This window comes from Pedobacter polaris (genome assembly GCF_005116505.1).
GTDB lineage: Bacteria > Bacteroidota > Bacteroidia > Sphingobacteriales > Sphingobacteriaceae > Pedobacter > Pedobacter polaris.
Genome location: NZ_SWBR01000001.1, coordinates 224,490 through 245,122 on the forward strand (window position 1 = coordinate 224,490; position 20,633 = coordinate 245,122).

At 34.9% G+C, this 20,633-nt stretch carries 17 protein-coding genes; all 17 read right to left on the reverse strand.

The window, feature by feature from the left end; all coding sequences use genetic code 11:
* Nucleotides 1–6: 6 nt before the first annotated feature.
* Nucleotides 7–3,669, reverse strand: a complete 3,663-nt coding sequence (locus tag FA048_RS01060) for a SusC/RagA family TonB-linked outer membrane protein (protein WP_136838152.1) — start codon at nucleotides 3,667–3,669, stop codon at nucleotides 7–9.
* Nucleotides 3,670–3,697: 28 nt separating this feature from the next.
* Entirely contained in the window at nucleotides 3,698–4,651 is a 954-nt protein-coding gene (locus FA048_RS01065; protein WP_136838153.1) for a FecR family protein, read from the reverse strand.
* Between the two features lie 68 nt (nucleotides 4,652–4,719).
* A complete protein-coding gene (locus FA048_RS01070) occupies nucleotides 4,720–5,316 on the reverse strand; it encodes an RNA polymerase sigma-70 factor (RefSeq protein ID WP_225872444.1) in 597 nt (198 codons plus the stop codon).
* Nucleotides 5,317–5,402: 86 nt separating this feature from the next.
* Nucleotides 5,403–5,939, reverse strand: a complete 537-nt coding sequence (locus tag FA048_RS01075) for a DUF420 domain-containing protein (RefSeq protein ID WP_136838155.1) — start codon at nucleotides 5,937–5,939, stop codon at nucleotides 5,403–5,405.
* 48 nt (nucleotides 5,940–5,987) lie between these two features.
* The gene (locus FA048_RS01080) at nucleotides 5,988–6,695 is read right to left on the reverse strand and encodes an SCO family protein (RefSeq protein WP_136838156.1); all 708 of its coding nucleotides are present in this window, start codon (nucleotides 6,693–6,695) and stop codon (nucleotides 5,988–5,990) included.
* Nucleotides 6,696–6,702: 7 nt separating this feature from the next.
* Complete coding sequence (locus tag FA048_RS01085) at nucleotides 6,703–7,065, reverse strand: cytochrome C oxidase subunit IV family protein (protein ID WP_136838157.1); 363 nt, start codon at nucleotides 7,063–7,065, stop codon at nucleotides 6,703–6,705.
* Between the two features lie 23 nt (nucleotides 7,066–7,088).
* Complete coding sequence (locus FA048_RS01090) at nucleotides 7,089–7,796, reverse strand: cytochrome c oxidase subunit 3 (RefSeq protein ID WP_136838158.1); 708 nt, start codon at nucleotides 7,794–7,796, stop codon at nucleotides 7,089–7,091.
* A gap of 31 nt (nucleotides 7,797–7,827) precedes the next feature.
* Entirely contained in the window at nucleotides 7,828–8,406 is a 579-nt protein-coding gene (locus FA048_RS01095; RefSeq protein ID WP_136838159.1) for a cytochrome c oxidase subunit 3, read from the reverse strand.
* A gap of 10 nt (nucleotides 8,407–8,416) precedes the next feature.
* Nucleotides 8,417–9,322, reverse strand: coding sequence for a heme o synthase (cyoE, locus tag FA048_RS01100; RefSeq protein ID WP_136838160.1), 906 nt, complete (start codon nucleotides 9,320–9,322; stop codon nucleotides 8,417–8,419).
* Between the two features lie 10 nt (nucleotides 9,323–9,332).
* Entirely contained in the window at nucleotides 9,333–10,394 is a 1,062-nt protein-coding gene (locus tag FA048_RS01105) for a COX15/CtaA family protein (protein ID WP_136838161.1), read from the reverse strand.
* 94 nt (nucleotides 10,395–10,488) lie between these two features.
* Nucleotides 10,489–12,381, reverse strand: a complete 1,893-nt coding sequence (locus tag FA048_RS01110) for a cytochrome c oxidase subunit I (RefSeq protein WP_205943406.1) — start codon at nucleotides 12,379–12,381, stop codon at nucleotides 10,489–10,491.
* Between the two features lie 21 nt (nucleotides 12,382–12,402).
* Complete coding sequence (locus FA048_RS01115; protein WP_136838162.1) at nucleotides 12,403–13,632, reverse strand: cytochrome c oxidase subunit II; 1,230 nt, start codon at nucleotides 13,630–13,632, stop codon at nucleotides 12,403–12,405.
* A gap of 65 nt (nucleotides 13,633–13,697) precedes the next feature.
* On the reverse strand, nucleotides 13,698–14,921 hold the full coding sequence (locus FA048_RS01120; protein ID WP_136838163.1) for a quinol:cytochrome C oxidoreductase: 1,224 nt from the start codon (nucleotides 14,919–14,921) through the stop codon (nucleotides 13,698–13,700).
* A 15-nt stretch (nucleotides 14,922–14,936) separates the two neighbouring features.
* A complete protein-coding gene (locus tag FA048_RS01125; RefSeq protein ID WP_136838164.1) occupies nucleotides 14,937–15,542 on the reverse strand; it encodes a c-type cytochrome in 606 nt (201 codons plus the stop codon).
* Entirely contained in the window at nucleotides 15,514–16,050 is a 537-nt protein-coding gene (locus FA048_RS01130; RefSeq protein WP_136838165.1) for a DUF3341 domain-containing protein, read from the reverse strand. The genes FA048_RS01125 and FA048_RS01130 overlap by 29 nt, the downstream gene beginning before the upstream one ends.
* Nucleotides 16,051–16,052: 2 nt before the next feature.
* The gene (gene nrfD, locus FA048_RS01135) at nucleotides 16,053–17,525 is read right to left on the reverse strand and encodes an NrfD/PsrC family molybdoenzyme membrane anchor subunit (RefSeq protein WP_136838166.1); all 1,473 of its coding nucleotides are present in this window, start codon (nucleotides 17,523–17,525) and stop codon (nucleotides 16,053–16,055) included.
* A gap of 23 nt (nucleotides 17,526–17,548) precedes the next feature.
* Nucleotides 17,549–20,611, reverse strand: a complete 3,063-nt coding sequence (locus tag FA048_RS01140; protein ID WP_136838167.1) for a TAT-variant-translocated molybdopterin oxidoreductase — start codon at nucleotides 20,609–20,611, stop codon at nucleotides 17,549–17,551.
* Between the last annotated feature and the right edge of the window lie 22 nt (nucleotides 20,612–20,633).

The window sequence follows — 20,633 nt, forward strand, 5'->3', positions numbered from 1 at the left end:
AATTTTTTAAAATCCAACTTTTAACGAAAGTGTATATTGTCTAGGAACTGGCATGGCTACACCACCATTATTAAAGAATTCTGGATCGGCTCCATTTAATTTATCGTCTGAATACAGTAGAGCTACATTATTTCCTACTAAGGAGATTTGTGCATTTCCTACACCCACTTTAGAAGTCCATTTTGCAGGTAAAGCATAAGCAAGGCTTACATTTTTTAAACGAACAAAATCACCTTTAGCTACTCTTTCAGTAGAGTAGTTATAGGCATTGTAAGGATATCTTGCATCAGTTACTGTACCATTTGGTCTCAATACCGCTGCAGCGGCAGTATATCTATCCAAAATAGATGGTATAGTAGTGAATTGCTCATCACCAGGCTTAATCCATCTGTTTAGCACATCTCTCGACATAGAAGTCATATCATCGTATGTTGCACTAACTGTGGGTTGTAACCTAACATAGTTTCCTGCAGAAAAAGTGAACAATGTAGATAGCGTAAAGTTTTTGTAACTAAACTGGTTCCAGAAACCTCCTGTAAATGTTGGGTCTACTGGGCCATGATAGACTAAACTTCCTACGTTAGTGTCTTGTAAACTGATGTTTGTTTCATTTCTAACTCCGTTGATGCCTACAAATGTTGGATAACCATATTGAGGATTTAAGCCATCAAATTTAATAGAGAATAACCCCCTTTGTGCATAGCCTTGTTTAGCTGCCCCTTCAGCTCTTACTAAAGTCCAGATATTTTGATCTACGTCTAAACGTGTCACTTTATTTTTGTTTACACCAAAGTTAAATTGTGTTCTCCATTTGAAACCACTAGCAGTTTTAATCGGATTACCAGCAATAGTCAGCTCATATCCATGGGCCTTCATCTCTCCATAATTGGCAGATTTAATAAACTGACCGCCTATACCTGATGTTCTAATTGAACCAATCAAATCAAAAATATTTCTTTTATAATAATCGAATGTTACATTTACTTTATTATCGAAAAAGGTTAAATCTGTACCAATGTTCACCTCATATAGTTTTTCCCAGGTTAATTCTGAGTTTTCCAAACTGTTAGTATAGATCTGGGATTCTTTTTCATTTTCGTAAGGCCTATAGGTAACACGGTTATAGAAAACTGCTGATGAATTTGTAGCTGAACCTAAGCTAGCTACCAAACCATAAGTACCTCTAATTCTAGCGCCTGAAAGGATAGGTTTAACACTTTCAAAGAATTTCTCTTGATCAATATCCCAAGCACCTGAAACATTCCAAGTTGGCAACCAACGAGCAACTTTTGATTTACCCATTAGGTTAGAACCATCATTACGAACAGTTGCATTAATGCTATATCTATCCTTATAAGAATAAGCAGCTCTCGCCATCATTGCTAAAAACCTGTCGTAGCCTAAGCCCATACCAAAGTATGGATCGCCCCCCTCAATGGTTTTCTTAAAATATCTATAATTTGGATTTACCAAGCCACCATTATTATATTGGTACCCAACGCCTTCAAAATCTGAATTTTGACGATCTGTGTAACGCATTTCATATGATGCGAAAACATTTAATCTGTGATCAGTACCGAATGTAGAATCAAATTCTAAGTTGTTTCTCAAGTAATAGTTTAAGATGTTGTTATTTGTTGTATTGAAGAAACCACCTTCTGGTAATACCACAACCGATGGGTCATTCGGAAATGCTGGATCAGGATATAGAAGGATATTGTTATCATTTACTGCTGGATTTTGATTGGCTCTGAAAGCATTTGCCATGTTAGAGTTATCTAAAATATAATGCTGCCTTTCTGAACGTGCATATCTGTAAGCGCCATCAAATGAATAAGTTAATTTAGGAAGAATCTTGTATTTGATTCCGCCCTGCACTTTGATATCTAGCATTTTTAATGTCAGATAATTATTATCCAATTCACTCAAAATATTGAATGGAGCATAACTGCGAGTAAAGAACTCCAAGCTTCCATCTTCGTTATAAGGTGTTAATACACGACTTGTATTTAATGCATAAGAATATGGATTAATATCAAAATCTCTAGAATATCTACCATACACTGGATCTGACTGACGGGTTAATGTACCAGGAGATTTTTGATCACGGATTGAGGCATTTGCTAATAACTCAGCGCTTAATTTCTCACTAAGTTTAAAATTAGTTCTCAAATTAGCAGTAAAACGCTTAACGTTATCACCTATGGTTTGTCCACTGTCGTGAGTGTAACTTGTAGAGAAATAATTTTGAACTTTTGCTGTACCGCTGCTCACACTAAGTGAGTGCTCTTGTAATAACGAATTCTTGAACAATGTATCAAACCAGTCAGTATTGGCTTGTGCATATCTTGTTAAGAAATTAAGTTGGCTACTCGAGTTATTCTTTAAAGCATAACTGTCTGTAGCTTGGTCATAGTTATACATTTGGTTATACATCTTATTAAATACACCACCATTAGATGAATTTGCTAATGAGCTGTGTGAATAATAACCTTTGTTTTGCATCTCCAATAATACAGACATCTGCTCAGAAGAATTCATGATATCAAAATTATCATATGTGGGTTTCAAGTATGTGGTGAAAGTACCTGAATAATTGATAGTAGCTTTTCCCTCTGTATTTCTACCTTTTTTTGTGGTTACTACTACTACACCATTCATCGCACGAGCTCCATACATCGCTGTTGCTGCTGCGTCTTTCAAAATAGTAAAAGACTCCACGTCATCTGGGTTAATACCTGCTACAGATGAACCAATTAATGTATTGGCATCACCAGTAGAGAGCGCTTCATTAGAAATGTTTACCACATCCTCTAAGATAATTCCATCTACAACCCATAAAGGTTTATTATCCCCAGATAACGAAGTGGCACCGCGAACACGTATTTTCGGAGCTGCTCCAAACGTACCTGAAACATTTTGAACAGAAACACCTGCCGCCTGCCCTTCTAACATACGAGAAATATCAGGCACCCCACTTCTTTCAGAATCTTTAGCGCTAATTTTTGTAGTTGAACCTGTAAATAACTTCCTATCTAGATTTTGATAGCCTGTAGATACGATATTGACTTCTTTTAATTGATTGGCATCTTCTTCTAGATCAATATTAATAGTGGTTCTACTCCCAACTGTTGCTTCAATAGTCTTGTAGCCCATATATCTAAACACCAAGACGCTTGTTGCATCAGGAGCAGAAATCTGATACTCACCTTTATCATTTGTAGAAGCAATTATTGAAGTGCCTTTAACAAATACACTCACACCAGGAACTGGTTTCCCATCTGATTTGTCTTTTACAACTCCCTTAACCACCACATCTCTTTTAATTTCCGGAGTGCCTAATGCCGCCTGAACTTTTAAGATTACTTGGCTACCAACTTGTCTGTAACCAATATTTTTTTGCTTAAGTTGGTCTAAAGATTCTTTGACTGTCCCCATTTTTTCAGGAACATCTAGAATTAGTGTCTTGCTAATTTCAGAAGCATCATACACAAAACTTATTTTGTAAGTCTGCTCCATTTTCTTTAAATAATTGTCTAACCTTTCGGGCTTCGCTTTTCCTTGCTGAACATCAGCATTTGCTAAAGAAGCCCAAAAGATGGCACAGATAAGCAATGCTACTCGGCACAAGCTTATTCCTGATTTTCTCTTGTAGAAGTTTTTCTCCATAGTTTGGTTTTTTAAATAATTGTTGTGTTTAGGGGGTTATTAAATTGATTTGGTTGTTTTCTTTATTGATTTTTATATTATAGGTTTCATTCAATATTTCGAGGACTTGATCTAAATTTTGATCTTTAAATATTGCGTTTAGCTTTTTATTGTTTTTATTATTGCTTTCTAGTTTGATTTCGGTACCGTAGTATTCCGTAAGTTGCTTACAAACATCTTCTAAAGGGGTATCAACAAATATCAATTCTTTCGTTAGCCAAGAGTCTGAATTTTGAGCAGTTTCAGTCAAAAATTCTTTCTTCATCACATCATAAGATAATGCTTGACCAGCGGTAAGAATAGCAGTTGTACCGTTACTATAGGGTGTAAAAAACACCTTCCCAGTAATTACTCCTAAGTCTATTTTGGTTTCAGTCATCTTAATATTAAATGAGGTACCTAATACAATAACATTAGATTTATTCATCAAAACTTTAAATGGGTGTTTAGGGTCTTTGGCTATTTTAAAAAATGCTTGGCCCTTAACCAGTGATATTTCTCTTGATGAGCCAAATTTATCTGGATATATTAATTCACTATTTTCTGCAAGAATAATTACAGATCCATCTGCTAATTTTACAGAATCTACTTGAAATTGGGCTGTTGTTTTGGTTAAGAAATTAACTTTGGTAGTTTGATTGTATATCCAATAGCCCAAAGCAAGCACCAATAGCGATGCGGCAATGCCTTTCCACCAAGAATTATTCTTTGTTGAATGTTGACCTAAAGCCAATTTGATTTTATGAACAGATTGCTTTTCATCAATACCTTCGAGTATGCCGGCAGATGAGGAAAGTTGCCAAATTCTTTCTATCTCTAAAAAATATTTTTCATTGTCAGAAGATTCAGATCTGAATTTGTCAACTAATAGTTTACAATCCAAATCATTAGTATTATTCAAATGCCTGGTAATTAATATCAGGGATTCAGAATTTTGGAGCATATAATTTGTTTAGGTTACATGCTATGACAATCGGAAACAAGAAAACCCCTAGTTTGTTTTAAAAAAAATTAAAAAAGATATAGAGAAATTATCAATTTATATCCAGAAGAAGATTTTTTAACAGATTTATTATCTAACAATGCCTTTTTAAGAATTTTCAGTGCATTGGCGATGTGATTTTCTACTGTTCTCTCCGAAATTTCTAAAGCAATGGCTATCTCTTTATATTTTAGATGCTCAAATCTATTTAATTTAAATATCTTCTTACATTGGGGTGGTAATTTCTCAATTTCTTGGTGCAATAGAACTATTAATTCATTTTCTTCATCCAACTCAATCAAATATTCGTCTGTAAAATTTAAAGCTATTTTTTGATGGTGTTCATCAATGTTTTTTTGTCTATTGACATGATTTATACCTGCATTGATCACCGAACGGTAGAGGTAAGATTTAATAGAAATTATTTTCTCCAAGTTTTCGGGATTCTCCCAAATCTTTAAAAAAACGTCTTGAACAATTTCTTCTGCTACATGAATGTCTTTCACATATTTATCCGTAGCTAGTAGTAGTTTCTTAAAAAATTGATTGTAGAATTGCGTAAAAGCCCTAACATGGCTATCACTAATTAGCTCAAATAAATCTCTACCTGTTTTAATATCCACCACTTTCGTCAAATTTATTTGACCCTAAGATAGCTATTTAAACAATATCGCGTAAAGCAAATGTCACAAAAAAATGGTATTAAATTAACCTATACGTAATAAGGAGAAATCATTAGATAAACAATTACACCTGTAACTGCAACGTATAACCACATTGGAAAAGTAATTTTGGCGATTTTTTTATGCTTATCAAAGCGTTCCGCTAGTGCCCTCACATAAGTAACCAAAACAAAGGGAATAATAATAACGGATAAGGAAATGTGTGTTATTAAAATAAAATAGTAGATATATCTAATTGCTCCTTCTCCACCAAATTTAGTAGAATTAGATGTCATGTGGTAAGCTACATACATTCCCAAAAACAATACAGAAAGCAAAATAGCTAATTTCATTAAATTTTCATGCAGTTTTCTTTTGCCATTTTTAATTGCCATTACCGCAATAACCAACACCACTGCCGTTATACCGTTAATAGTGGCATAAATTGGGGGCAAAAAAGATAAGGGCTGTACATCATACCCCAACTTTCTCAAATTAACACCAAAAAGTAAGGCCACAACTAAAGGTATAGCGATAGACAGGGTGATAATCCACTTATTATATTTTTGTTCAACTGATGTATTCATTGTATTTATTAAACTTAACTTCCTTATCAATTATTCATTGGCGATTGACTATCGCCCATCTCTCATATTCCTAAGCTCTTCTGCAATTAGCACTTTTATTTCATCATCTAATTTAGATAGTGCCTCTTGATTTGTTGCTTCATAATAACCCCTTATTCTATGATGTGTATCTATCAGCACAAACATATTACTATAGGTAAAGCTAATTTCCTCTTTATGTACAGTCTTCAAGGCATCAAGCAATAACCCGTTTTTAATAAGGGTAGCTACTTGAAAACTATCTCCTGTTAACAAATCCCACTTTGAAGGATTCGCATCTAATTTTTTAGCATAACCAGCTAATATTGCAGTGTTATCATTACTTGGGTCTATACTTAGGCTGATAAAATGCATCATTTTATTTTTCTCATATAGCTTGCTAAAACCACCCATCGCTTTATTTGCAAAGTCGACCCCGTAGTTTTTACCACTCGTGTAAAATAGATTAAGTAAAACAACCCTATCCTTATAACTTTTCCAAGTAACAGTATCAGCTTTCTGATTAAGCAACTTAAAATCTGCTATTTCATGATAAATGGTATCTGGAATTTGTTTCCCTCTAACGCTATGAAAAGTATTAGCCACCTTTTTCTCACCATAAATTGCCAAAGGTTTGTATCTATTTTTGCCCTTTTCCTGAAGTAAATAATATAAAAATCCCGGTACCGCTAAAATGGTTACCAGGATTAATATCTTTTTTATAGGATTATATTTCATCCGTTTGTTAGAGTTGTGGCATATGGTCATGGATATAACCGCCCTCTATTAACATTAAAACAATGAAATATATAATAAATATAAAGGAAACTGAAAGTGCTAACTGCAAACCCAATTTCTCAAATTTCAAGTGCATAAAATAAGCTACAATATAAAAAGCTTTTAATAAAGTTAAAGCAATATAAAGTGTATTACCTATTAAAATTGCATGATCACCAAAGTAACCAGCTGGTTTAATCCACAATGCAATGATAAATTCTATTACAGTGATGAACAATAGGATAAAAAATACTTTCCAAATTTTACCTTTTGACATTCCTGCATGATCATCATGCGTATGTTCTTCGTGTGTATCTATATGTTGTGACATAATATTTTATTTAAGGATTAAAATTAAACTAAATAGAAGAATGTAAATACGAACACCCAAACTAAATCTACAAAGTGCCAATAAAGACCAACTTTTTCTACCATTAAATAATGACCACGTTTCTCGAAAGTTCCGTTAATTGTCATACATAAAATGATGATATTGATAACCACACCACTAAATACGTGGAAACCGTGGAAACCAGTAATTGTGAAGAAAAGGTTTGCAAATTGTTGTGCTGCAACTGTAGACACAGGCCCATTAAAGAAATGTTTTAATTCTTCGGCAGTAGGAATAGTACCCCACCAGAAGCCTTCATGGTGTAAGTGTGTCCACTCAATAGCTTGACAGCCTAAGAACATTAAACCTCCAATAATCGTAGCAACCATCCACCAGATTACTTCTTTCTTAGCTCTTCTATGTCCTGCTTCTACGGCTAAAACCATAGTTACAGAACTCATAATTAAAATAAAAGTCATGATACCCACAAATACAAGTGGAGCACCTGTATCGGTTATACCTGGTATAGATTGGAAAACCAAATCTGGCGAAGGCCAAGTAAACTTAGTAAAACGTTGCGCACCATAATAAACCAATAATGACGAGAATGTAAAGGCATCCGATAGTAAGAAAAACCACATCATTATTTTACCGTATTCTACCGACCATGGTGAACGGCCACCGGCCCATGGAGTAGTTTTAACTTGGTCTAATTTCGATAATGAATCCATTTAGTAATAGTATAATAGTTTGTTAAAAAATCTAACTGTTCAAAAGTAAAAAAACATACAGATATATCCATAATATATCTATAAAATGCCAAAAAATTGAGGTAATATCTTGGCGGTAAGTAGCTTTCTCTAATGGAATCTCTTTATAAGAGCCTACTAGTGCATTTAAGATAAAGCAAATCCCTACAAAAATGTGTATCAAGTGAAATCCAGATACAATGTAAATCATTGATATTGCCGCATTATTATTGATTAAAACCGCTCCGCTATTGTACAGGCTAGTCCATCCCTGAAATTGTAGATAGCCAAAAACTAATCCCAATCCCATAGTTAACCATAAGAATAACTGTTGTAGCTTTTTATCGTTATTCCTTAAAGCTCTTGATGAAAGATAAAGGAAAACGCTACTTAGTAAAAGAACCGCTGTGCTGTAAGTAAAAACATCCGGCAAAACTAAGCCATGTCCTTTCCCTTTAGAAGCAGCAAAAACGATATAATAACTTGTCCATCCACCAAACATAATGGTTGAAGAGACAATAAATAGCCAAACTACAAACTTTTTAGGTTTGGCATTAAAATTTAAATCTTGTTGTGGCAATGTATGCACCATTTTAATACTGTTAAACAATTAAATCAAATAATAAAACCAGCTGTACCAAAGGGATGTAAAAGAAAGAACAGAACATCACTTTTCTTGCACTTTGTAAATCCATTTTTACCATTAATTGGTAAGCATAATAACTAAACAATAATCCAGCAATAACAGATACCCCGGCAATATAAAAACCACCAAATCCTAAAATTGTCGGCAATAAGCTTACTGGTATCAAAATTAAAGTACTTACGAAAGTAAATATGGCACTTGTTTTATCTCTTTTTTTAGTTGGCAATAACCTAAAACCTGCTTTTTTATAATCATCATCTAGTACCCAAGCAATTGCCCAAAAATGAGGGAATTGCCAAACAAACTGAACTAAGAATAAGATGATGGCTATTAAATAATCTACTGGTACATATCCTATTTCAGACTGGCCACCGATAGCAGCTATATAACCTATAAGAGGAGGCAAAGCACCAGGTATAGCACCTACAAATACAGCAATTGGAGATTTTTGTTTTAAAGGTGTATAGGCAAAAGCATAAAGCAAAATAGAGAATACAGAAATCAATCCTGTTTCTAAATTCAATTTCCCTAAAAGCCAAGTCCCTGCAATTCCCATAATTAACCCCAGAACCAAACCTTGACCAGTAGTCATCCTTCCAGCAGGCATTGGACGATCTTTTGTCCTATCCATTAATTTGTCTAAGTCTTTTTCGATAATTTCATTGAAACAGTTTGCAGCAGCAGTAACCAAAAACCCACCAACAATTAAAATTAACCAATTGGTCCAATTGATACCAGGTGCTATGCCTCTGTCAATTTGAATTTTAGAGCCAATTAAAAAAGTAACCGACGCAGAAAACACCACCAAAAAGGTAAGTCTGAATTTGATTAATTTCGAGAAGTCTGAAAAAAACTGTTTCAATTTAAATCGGTTAATTAGGTTTATAAGTTGCGGTACGGTAAACTAACAAGAACAAATAATATTGTAAGCTAAATAGTATGGTTGCAAATAAAATATGTAATGCTTGCGCATAAGGAGGTAACGAAAGATAAGAAAGTAAAAGTCCAGTCGCAATTTGCACTATTAAGGCTATCATAATGTAATTAGCTGTCTGCAATGGCCAAGCTTTTCCGCTAAAACGATCAATTACCATTTTATAAACTATAAAATTACAAACAGCTACTAAAATCGCTAAATCTCTATGGTAGGAAAAAATTGACCCAACTTTACTTACCCAAGTATTTCTATCGGCGAAATTTAGAGACTTTGAGATTGTGTCTATACTTTCTCTAACCTCGGTTCCCAAAATAACTTGAATTATAGAAATGATGATCGTGAAAGCCAAAAAACCTTTTAACCATAAAATACGGTACATAATTACGCTTCTTTCCTTATGCAACATTCTTGCATAGTTGTAAGTATATATTAAAACTCCTAATATAACCAAAGCCAATAACATGTGTACAGTAACTACCCATTGTGTTAAATTAGTTGATACAACGATTGAACCTAACCAACCTTGATAACCAACAACAAGAATATTCAAAACACTTAGTACCACAATTCTTTTAGCTGTTTTACGGTAGGTAAAAGAGTATATTGCCGTTATGATTAAAAATATACCTAAAGCAACACCTGTTAACCGGTTGATATATTCGGTCCAAGTTTTTGCAGGATTGAATTCTTCAGGTACAGTAATTGATTGATCATGTCTAATACTATCGGCCAATTCTTTCTTGCCCATACTCTCTAAGTATTTCGCAAATTTCTCGTTTTTCTTTAATCTGCTAGCTACATACTTATCCTTATAGTCTGCTGGTAATTGAGATACGTGTGTTGGCGGAATATATTGATCAAAACACTTAGGCCAATCCGGACAACCCATACCAGAACCAGTGCTGCGAACAATACCTCCAGCCAAAATGACCAAAAGTGTTACAACAATGGTAATGAAATTTAATCTTATAAATCTATTTTCAGATTTAGCAATCATGGGTGTGTAGTAGATTAAAAAAATAAGGTACCTGTTGCAAGTTTATTCACTTCCGCAGATACCTTATTTCATATTTTTAAACTAGCGAACTAGTCTATTCTGCTTCTTCAGTTGCTGGTTTGTTTTTAGCATCCCAGTCTTTTTGAATTTCTTCAGCTTCAGTATTTCCTTCAAAATCATGAGGCAGGTTAGAACTCATCGTTTGAGAGAACGGAACAGTTTGTGGAATAAAGTCTTCTTCTGCACCTGGCTTACTGTAATCATAAGGCCAACGGTAAACAGTTGGAATTTCTCCTGGCCAGTTACCATGTAAATGCTCAACTGGAGTAGTCCACTCTAGCGTATTAGCTTCCCAAGGGTTTTGAGGTGCTTTTTTACCTCTAAATATAGAATAGAAGAAATTGAATAAGAAAGCTACTTGCGCTAATGCAGCAATAATTGCAGCCCATGTTACAAATACGTTAACGGTTAGCCATTTGTTCATGAATTCAAACTCCGTAAATGCATAATAACGACGAGGTACACCATCTAAACCTAAAAAGTGTAAAGGGAAGAATACCAAGTAAGCACAAATAAATGTTAACCAGAAATGTAGGTATCCTAATTTAGCATTCATCATTCTACCGAACATTTTAGGGAACCAGTGGTAAACACCTGCCAACATACCGAATATAGCCGCCGATCCCATTACCAAGTGGAAGTGGGCAACAACAAAATAAGTATCGTGTAAGTTTATATCTAAAGCAGCATTACCTAAGAAAATACCGGTTAAACCACCAGAGATAAAGAATGAAACTAAACCAATTGCAAATAACATTGCTGGAGTAAATCTGATATTACCTCTCCATAATGTGGCTAAGTAGTTAAAAGTTTTTACTGCCGACGGCACCGCAATAATTAAGGTGGTGATCATAAACACCCCACCTAATAATGGATTCATACCCGTTACAAACATATGGTGACCCCATACGATAAATGATAACGTAGTAATACCAATTAATGAATAAATCATTGCATGGTAACCGAAAATTGGTTTTCTCGAGTTAACAGAGATAATCTCTGATGAGATACCCAATGCAGGCATAATTACAATATATACCTCTGGGTGACCTAGGAACCAGAATAAATGTTGCCATAAAATTGGTGATCCACCTTCATTAGGTAATACTTGGGTTCCCATTACTATATCTGATAAATAGAAACTAGTTCCAAAACTACGGTCGAAGATTAACAATACAACACCGGCAACTAATACAGGGAAAGATAAAATACCTAAGATAGCGGTTAAGAAGAAAGCCCAGATAGTTAAAGGCATTTTCCAAAGATCCATTCCTTTGGTACGCATGTTTAATACAGTAGTTACATAGTTGATACCACCCATTAATGAGGATGCCACAAATAATACCATACTGATTAACCACATTGTCATACCCATTGCAGAACCATCTATTGCTTTCGGAATAGCTGATAATGGAGGATAGATTGTCCAACCGGCACTAGCAGGGCCTGTTTGTATAAAAAATGAACCCATCATAATTACACAAGCAGAGAAGAAGAACCAATAAGACAGCATATTTAAGAATGGCGATGCCATATCTCTAGCTCCAACTTGTAATGGGATTAATAAATTACTAAAAGTACCACTTAAGCCTGCTGTTAGTACAAAGAACACCATTATCGTACCGTGAATGGTAACTAATGCTAAATAAAAATCTGGTTTAATTCTACCACCTTCAGCCCATTTACCTAAAAATGATTCTAAAAGCGGAAAACTTTTATCTGGCCAAGCCAATTGTAACCTAAATAAAATAGATAATCCCATCGCAATAACTGCCATAATAATACCAGTTATTAAAAACTGCTTGGCAATCATTTTGTGATCTTGGCTAAATACGTATTTAGTTAAGAACGTTTCATGGTGATGTCCATGACCGTGATCATCATGGTTATCGTGGTGGTGTGTATCTTGTAGTGATATAGTTGACATAATAAGGGCTCTCCAGTATTATTATTTTTTTAAAGCTATTTGATTTGTTTTTGCTGTGGTATCTTTTGCTGTAGTATCTGCTTTAACAGGCACAGCTGGTGCTACAGGTACAGGTAAGTTAAATACCTTTCTCAAATCGTCAGTTAAATAAGTTGCGTTTTTAACAACCCATTCATCATATTCTGCTTGAGTAACTACCCTAACAGGTTTTTGCATATTGTAGTGATTGGTACCACAAATTTTAGCACAAAGCAATAAATATTTAAAAGAAGGATCATTTGTTTTTACCTTCATTTCTTCTGTTGTAATTGTTGGTGTAAATTCGAAATACGAAGTCATGCCTGGTACAGTATTCAATTGCACTCTAAAATGAGGCATGTAAAAACTGTGCAGTACATCTTTACTAGTTAGAATAAAACGAACTGGTTTATTTACTGGTAAAACAATTTCTTCACCAACTTGATCATCTAAGCTGTTTTTATCATTGAAATCGATTCCTAATGCATTTAAAGCAGTAATTTTTTTATAGTTCTTAACACCTACAACACCATCTTTTCCAGGATAACGAACATCCCATTGAAACTGTGAGGAAGTAACTTCAATGCTTAATGGTTTATTTTTTGGATCTTCAATTTTATAGAAGATAGATCTCCAAGTAAGGAAACCCATTAGTACCAATACAGTTAAAACTAATGCAGGTATGATTGTCCAAACACGCTCTAATGCATTGTTGTGAGGATAATAATAAGCTTTTCTTTTACCCGTGCTTTTGTAAAAATAAGCGAAAGCAAATAGTACAATATGGGTTAGTACAAATACAATAGTGGTAATGACCAATGTTAAATTAAACATTTCATCAATTTTCTTACCGTGTTCTGAAGCAGCTTCTGGCAATAACATTTCTCCATGAACTGTATACTCCCAATAAACACCATATAAACCAACTACTAAAAATACTGCAAATAGTACTCCATTTACGGTATCCCAATTAATGCCTTCTGATTTTCCTTGCGTTTCACGAGTTAGTTCGTAAACTCTTAATGCTTTACCAACTATTGCGATAAATAAACACAATAACAAGAACAACAATACATAGAATAAAGTCGATTTATAAATCGGCCCCATGTCTATCGGTTTAGCTGTTGCGGCAGCGGCTGCTGCTTGAGCAAACGCAGTTGTACTTGCAAATGCAGTAAGAATTACTGCTAAAGCTGCCATTGTTTTATTACTTATTAATTTTTTTAAACTCATTTTCTTAAAAGTAGTACGATGTACTTTTATATTAATTTATATACTCTTAAACCCTACCTATTCTATTACAAATGGTGATTTAAACTTTCTTGTAAAAACGGATGGTTTTTAGCGATTAAAGGTTTTTTACTCAATGAGCTCAATACTGTAAATGTAAATAAGCCTACAAACCCTAATGCTGTACCAATTTCTAAAATTCCAAAGCCACTTCCGCTTTTAGTACCAAATTCAAATACTCCTGGCATAATCATTTGGTAATAATCTACCCAATGGCCACATAATACTACAATAGATACTGTTAATAAAATATTTTCACTTCTCTTGCTATCACGATCCATTAATAGTAATACAGGAGCTAAGAAGTTAAGTATTAAGTTAATGTAAAACCAAGCTTCGTAGTTATTGAAACGTTTATAGAAATACACAGTCTCTTCAGACATGTTTGCATAGTAGATCAATAAGAATTGAGCAAACCATACGTAGGTCCAGAAAATTGAGAAACCAAATATAAACTGCCCTAAGTTATGAAGGTGACTATTGTTAACCCAGCTCATGTAACCTGCTTTTCTTAATAAGATAATAATTATAGCAATGGTTGCTAAACTACTTACCCACATTGCAGCAAAGTTATACCAACCAAACATAGTTGAGAACCAGTGAGCTTCTAAAGACATGATAGTATCAAAAGCAAATATTGGTGTAGTAAAACCATAAATAACTAAAAATATACAAGCATTTTTAAAGCTCTTGCGGTAATAGTTTAAACCACCTACTAAATCTTCTTGAGCAGACCATTGAGATAATTTTACTGCAAAGAAACTGTAAATAGCTAAGAAGATAACCTGTCTAGACATAAAGAAGGGTACATTCAAAAATGCTGATTTTCCGTCAATCAATTTATCATAGTTTGGAGAATTAGGATCGGTTAATCCTTCTGCATGCCAATGGTGATATAAATTGTGTGTATAAAGACCCAAACCTATTACTGCTAATAAAATAATTACAGCGATTGGTAAAGTTTTAGCCATTGCTTGTGGTACACGTAATATAGATGCAGACCAACCAGCCTGAGCTACGTATTGAACGGCTAGAAAGAAAGCCCCCGACATACATACACATGCAAAGTAATATGCCATAAGTAACAGGTTCGCGAATGTGCGCTCGTGTGCATCAGTCAAAAAACCATAAGCTATAGCCAATACACCAATAACGATGCCTACTATACTTAGGATTTTAGCTTTTCCTGTAAACTCAAATTGTTCACTTAAATTATAATGATGAGTTGCCATTTATATCTGCTTTTCTTATTTTATTTTTTGTAATTCTTGAACAAACATCACTACTTTCCATCTTTCGGTTGGTGTAAGTTGTGAAGCATGAGATCCCATTGCATTTAAACCATACACAATTGTATGATAAATTTTCCCAGCGGGCATAGTTGACATTGCACCACCACGTGATGATACGGCATCTGCACCGTGATAAGCTGGTACTCCAGAAATACCTTTATCTAATTTTACGATATGACCTTGGCCATCTCCTTTCTCACCGTGACAAGGAGCGCAAAACACTTTAAATAAGTGTTTTCCTTCTAATAAATTTTGTTCGGTTAAAGCCAAAGGGTTAACTAATGCAGCCGAAGCTTCATATCCTTCTTTTGTATTGGCATATTCAAACTTTACAAAACCAACTGGGTCTGTATTTGCTGGTGGAGTTTGTGCTGTTGCACCGTTTGCAAAATTCTTGTTTGGCTGATCCTGATTGTAAGCAATTGGATCATACATATTTCTTGCATACTCTAAACCTGTACTTCTTTTATCGTTACAAGCCGAAAGCATTACCACAGTAACTAGCAGCGTAAATGCAGCGTATACTATATTCTTATTCATAGCTAATGTACTTCCTTTCATTATACTTTACTTCTAAAGCACCTGCACCTTTTAATAATTCGTCAATTTTGGTGTGTTCAGTATTTTCTTTTGCATCTACCGCGATGATGAAACGATCGTTAGTTGCTCTTAAATCCATTACTCTTGGTGCTCTACCCGGAAACAGGTGGGTTGATGCATAATATGATCCTACTAGGCCAAAAGCACAAAATAGAATGGTTAACTCAAAAGTAATTGGAATAAAATCTGGTAGGGCAAAGTGTGTTTTACCACCAATGTTTATAGGCCAATCTACAACTGTAGCTAAATAAACTCCAGTAAGCATTGTCATTGTTCCGGTAATACCGAAAAAGAACGCAGCTATATCTAACCTAGACCTTTTAACTCCTAATTTTGCTTCGATGCCGTGAATAGGCATTGGCGTATATACATCATGTATTTTGATGTTATTTTCCTGCAACTTTTCGATGCCATGCATCATTTCGTCCGGATCGCCGAAACTGCCTAAAATATATTTGATATTACTCATTGTTATATTTTTGCGTATTCTTCTTGTTTAACACTATCAAACTTATCTAAAGACTCTACATATTCTGCAACTTGTTCTTTATCTAAGTGACCATCTTTGATCAATTCTAATTTTGCTTGCTCACTCGCACTCTTCAATAATAATTTAACCTCTGCTATTGCGATAGATGGCAATACTCTTAAGAATAATAAGAACAAGGTAAAGAATAATCCAATTGAACCTACAAATACACTTACATCAACCCATGTTGGATAGAACATTGCCCAACTTGATGGTAAGTAATCACGGTGTAATGAAGTAACGATAATTACAAAACGTTCAAACCACATACCGATGTTTACCACGATAGATAAAATCCAAGTAGCTGCAATATTGGTACGAATTTTCTTGAACCATAACAACTGTGGTGAGATAACGTTACAAGTCATCATCATCCAATATGCCCACCAGTAAGGTCCAGTAGAACGGTTAATGAATGCATATTGCTCATATTCTGAACCAGAATACCAAGCGATAAAAAACTCAGTCAAATAAGCCACACCTACAATCGAACCAGTTAAGATGATAATCTTATTCATCGATTCAATGTGGAACATGGTGATGTAATTTTCAAGACCCAATACCTTACGTGCTACCAGCAATAAAGTTAATACCATTGCAAAGCCTGAGAAAATCGCCCCAGCCACAAAATATGGAGGGAAAATGGTAGTATGCCATCCAGGAATTACCGAAGTTGCAAAGTCCATTGATACAATTGTGTGTACCGAAAGTACCAGTGGTGTTGAAATACCCGCTAAGATTAAGGATACAGCCTCAAAACGTTGCCAAGTTTTTACGTTACCAGTCCATCCAAAAGAAAGAACGGTATAAACTTTTTTACGCATACCTTCTGCTCTATCTCTAATTGTAGCAATATCAGGAAGTAAACCTGTATACCAGAACAATAATGATACTGAGAAGTAAGTTGAGATTGCAAACATATCCCATACTAGTGGTGAGTTAAAGTTAACCCAAAGCGACCCGAATTGGTTTGGCAATGGCAATACCCAATAAGCCAACCATGGTCTACCCATGTGAGATACTACATAAGTTGCTGCACAAATAACGGCGAAAATTGTCATCGCCTCTGCAGAACGGTTAATGGAATTACGCCAGTTCTGACGGAAGAGTAATAATACTGCAGAAATTAATGTTCCTGCGTGACCAATACCTACCCACCATACGAAACCGGTGATATCCCAAGCCCAACCTACTGTTTTATTTAAGCCCCATGCTCCGATACCGAACCAGAAGGTATAACTTACGGCAACTACCCAAAGTGTAGCACCACAAAGTGAGATGATAAAGCCAATCCACCAAGCCCTATTTGGCTTGTTTTCTACCGGTAGTAAAATATCATCCGTAATTTGTGCATACGTAATATTTTTACCGGTAATTAATGGTTCTCTTAAAATTGATTCGTTATGTCCTGACATAATTTATATTGCTAAGTACGAGCTTAAGCGTGTACTTCTTTAGTTTCTGAATCTATATTTCTAATTTTTGTCATGTAACCAATACCTGGTTGTACGTTGATCTCCTCTAAAACATAGTAGATACGTTCGCTCTTTAATGCTTTAGCAACTTCTGAGTTTGGATCATTTTTATCACCAAAGATAATTGCGTTAGCTGAACAAGCTTGTTGGCAAGCCATTTTGATATCTCCATCTTTTAAAGCACGTTTCTCCATTTTAGCTGTTAATTTACCAGCTTGGATACGTTGAATACACATTGAGCATTTTTCCATTACCCCACGAGAACGTGTAGTAACATCTGGATTTAATACCAATTGTGTAAATTCATTATTCAAATAGTTATCGAAACGTGAATCATTCCAGTAGTTAAACCAGTTGAAACGACGAACTTTGTATGGACAGTTGTTTGCACAATAACGTGTACCTACACAACGGTTATAAGCCATGTGGTTTAAACCATCTGATGAGTGTACTGTTGCCAATACCGGACAAACTGTTTCACATGGTGCGTGGTCACAGTGCTGACATAACATTGGTTGGTGAACAACTGAAACATTGTCAAGATTTTCCATGTGGGCAATCTCTTTCTCTTCAGTTACATCATGGCCAGTTTTCTCATCGTTAAAGCTATAGTAACGATCGATACGCAACCAGTGCATTTCTCTACGTCTACGAACTTCATCTTTACCTACAACTGGAATATTATTTTCTACATTACAAGCAACAACACAAGAACCGCAACCAGTACAAGCATTTAAGTCGATTGCCATTACCCAGTCGTTACCCAACTTCTCATGTTTATCGGTAGTCCATAAATCGTATACTTTATGTTTATGGTGGTTACCCGAACCAGCAGCAGGGTCTTTTAAATAATCTTTTAAAGTAGCCTCACGAATGATGTTTCTACCTTCAAATGAATAATGTGTTTGTGTCTGCGCCAATTCATCTCTCATTCCTGTTCCAGAAATCTTAACAGTAGTACCATATTTTAAAGTACCATTGCTAAAACTTGTAAAAGGAAAAGCATTTTTACCGACATTGTTACCGGCTTTACCAACTTTACTACGGCCATAACCTAAAGCTACAGAAGCAGTACCCATTGCTTGACCTGGTTGAATTAATACTGGAAGATCAATTGAATATCCGTTTTCACCTTTTACAGTTACTACATCAAATTCTTTATATCCTGATTTTTCAGCTTGTTTTGGCGAAAGGGCTAAGTAGTTATCCCAAGTTACTTTAGAAACTGGGTCTGGTAATTCTTGTAAGAATGCATTATTGGCATATTTGCCATCACGCATTGGAATGCTTTCATAGATATGTAATTCTAAAGCATCTGTACCATTTCCTTTGGCTAAAGCTTTGCTGCTATTAGCGATTGAAGTAGCTACAGCATCTAATGACATACTAAAGCCATAAGCACCTGCAGTTTTTGCTGTTGCATTAACTACACCACTTTGTAATAAATCATTCCAAGTTTTACCTACGGTTGGTAAGATTGTTGCTTCCCAATTGTTACGTACATATTGATAGTAATCCTGAACAGCAGCATCAGACCAGATCAATAAACTTTGTTCTGCTTGACGAGAGTTAAAAACTGGATTAATTGTTGGTTGTACAATAGAATAGAAACCTTCGTAAGTATTTGCATCACCCCATGCTTCTAAATAATTTGGAGTAATGGCAACAACATCACATAAATCTGAAGTTTCATCAACTCTGTCTGAGAAAGAAACTTTCAAAGCAACTTTACTTAAAGCTGATTTAAAGTCTTCAATCTTTGTAGAGTCATAAGCTGGATTTGAATTTAAGAAGAAAACAGCAGCAACTTCACCTCTGTTCATTTCATTAAGTAACTCAGCAAATTCTGCATCATTACCTTCATAACGTTTACAAGGATTATCTAAATCGATTGTAGCACCATAACTACCGATAGCAGCGTTAATGGCATTTACTAAAATCTGAGTAGAAACATCATTAGATCCAGAAACGACTAAAGATTTTCCTTTATTTTGTGTTAATTCTTTGGCAACTAATTTTAATGCTTTGTCTGCAGTTACATTATTTGGCAATGCACCACCAGCTAAATTGTTTCCAGTAATTGCATTATATAAGGTAATTAGCGCTGGTCCTTCTTCAGATAATTTAATCGGAACACGAGTATCAGCATTTGTACCTGTTAAGCTCATTCCAGTTTCGAATTGAAAATGGCGAGACATTTTTCCTTTTTCTAGGGATTTATGATTTCTGTTAGAAACATATTGGGCAGTAAATTCTTCACCGCTAATCCATGTACCTAAGAAATCTGCAGCAAAACTTACAATAAGGTCTGCTTTATCAAAATTGTATTTAGGCAATACTGCTTTACCAAAGCTATTTTCATTTGCTTTGATGATACCTGTATAAGATACTGCATCATATTGCACATGTTTTGTAGTAGGATATTTAACCGCAAAATCTGTTACAACAGCTTTAGCAGACGGACTGTTTAAGCTAGATGAAACAATGCGAATCTTTTTACCTGAAGCTTGCGCCTTGTTTAATTCGCCTTTTACAAAGGCATCAACATCAGACCATAATGTTTTTTCTTCCTTTTTAAGTAAAGGATTTTTCAATTTAGAAACATCGTACAGATCTAAAACTGAAGCTTGCGCTTGAGCATCTGTACCTGTACTAAATATACCTGCATTAGGATTAACTTCAATTTTAATTGGGCGACCAACTACTGTTTTTACCAATACAGGATTACCCTTGAAGGTAGAAACATAATAATTTGGGATACCTGGTACAACCTCTTCCGGACGAATTAAATAAGGAATTGATTTGTGTACAGGTGTTTTTTGACAAGCAGCCAAAGTAACGGCACCCAAACCAAAGCCTAAGGCTTTTAAAAAGTCGCGGCGTGGGGTAACTGTACTTAATCCTGCTTCACTTAAAACATCTTCTATTGGAAGTGGCTCTGCAAATTCGTTTTTGTTGTTTTCAACAAAATCGGGAGTGTTTTTATACTCCTCTAAGCCTTTCCAGTATTTTTTATTGCTTTCCATTTAAGCTATATTACTGTTTATC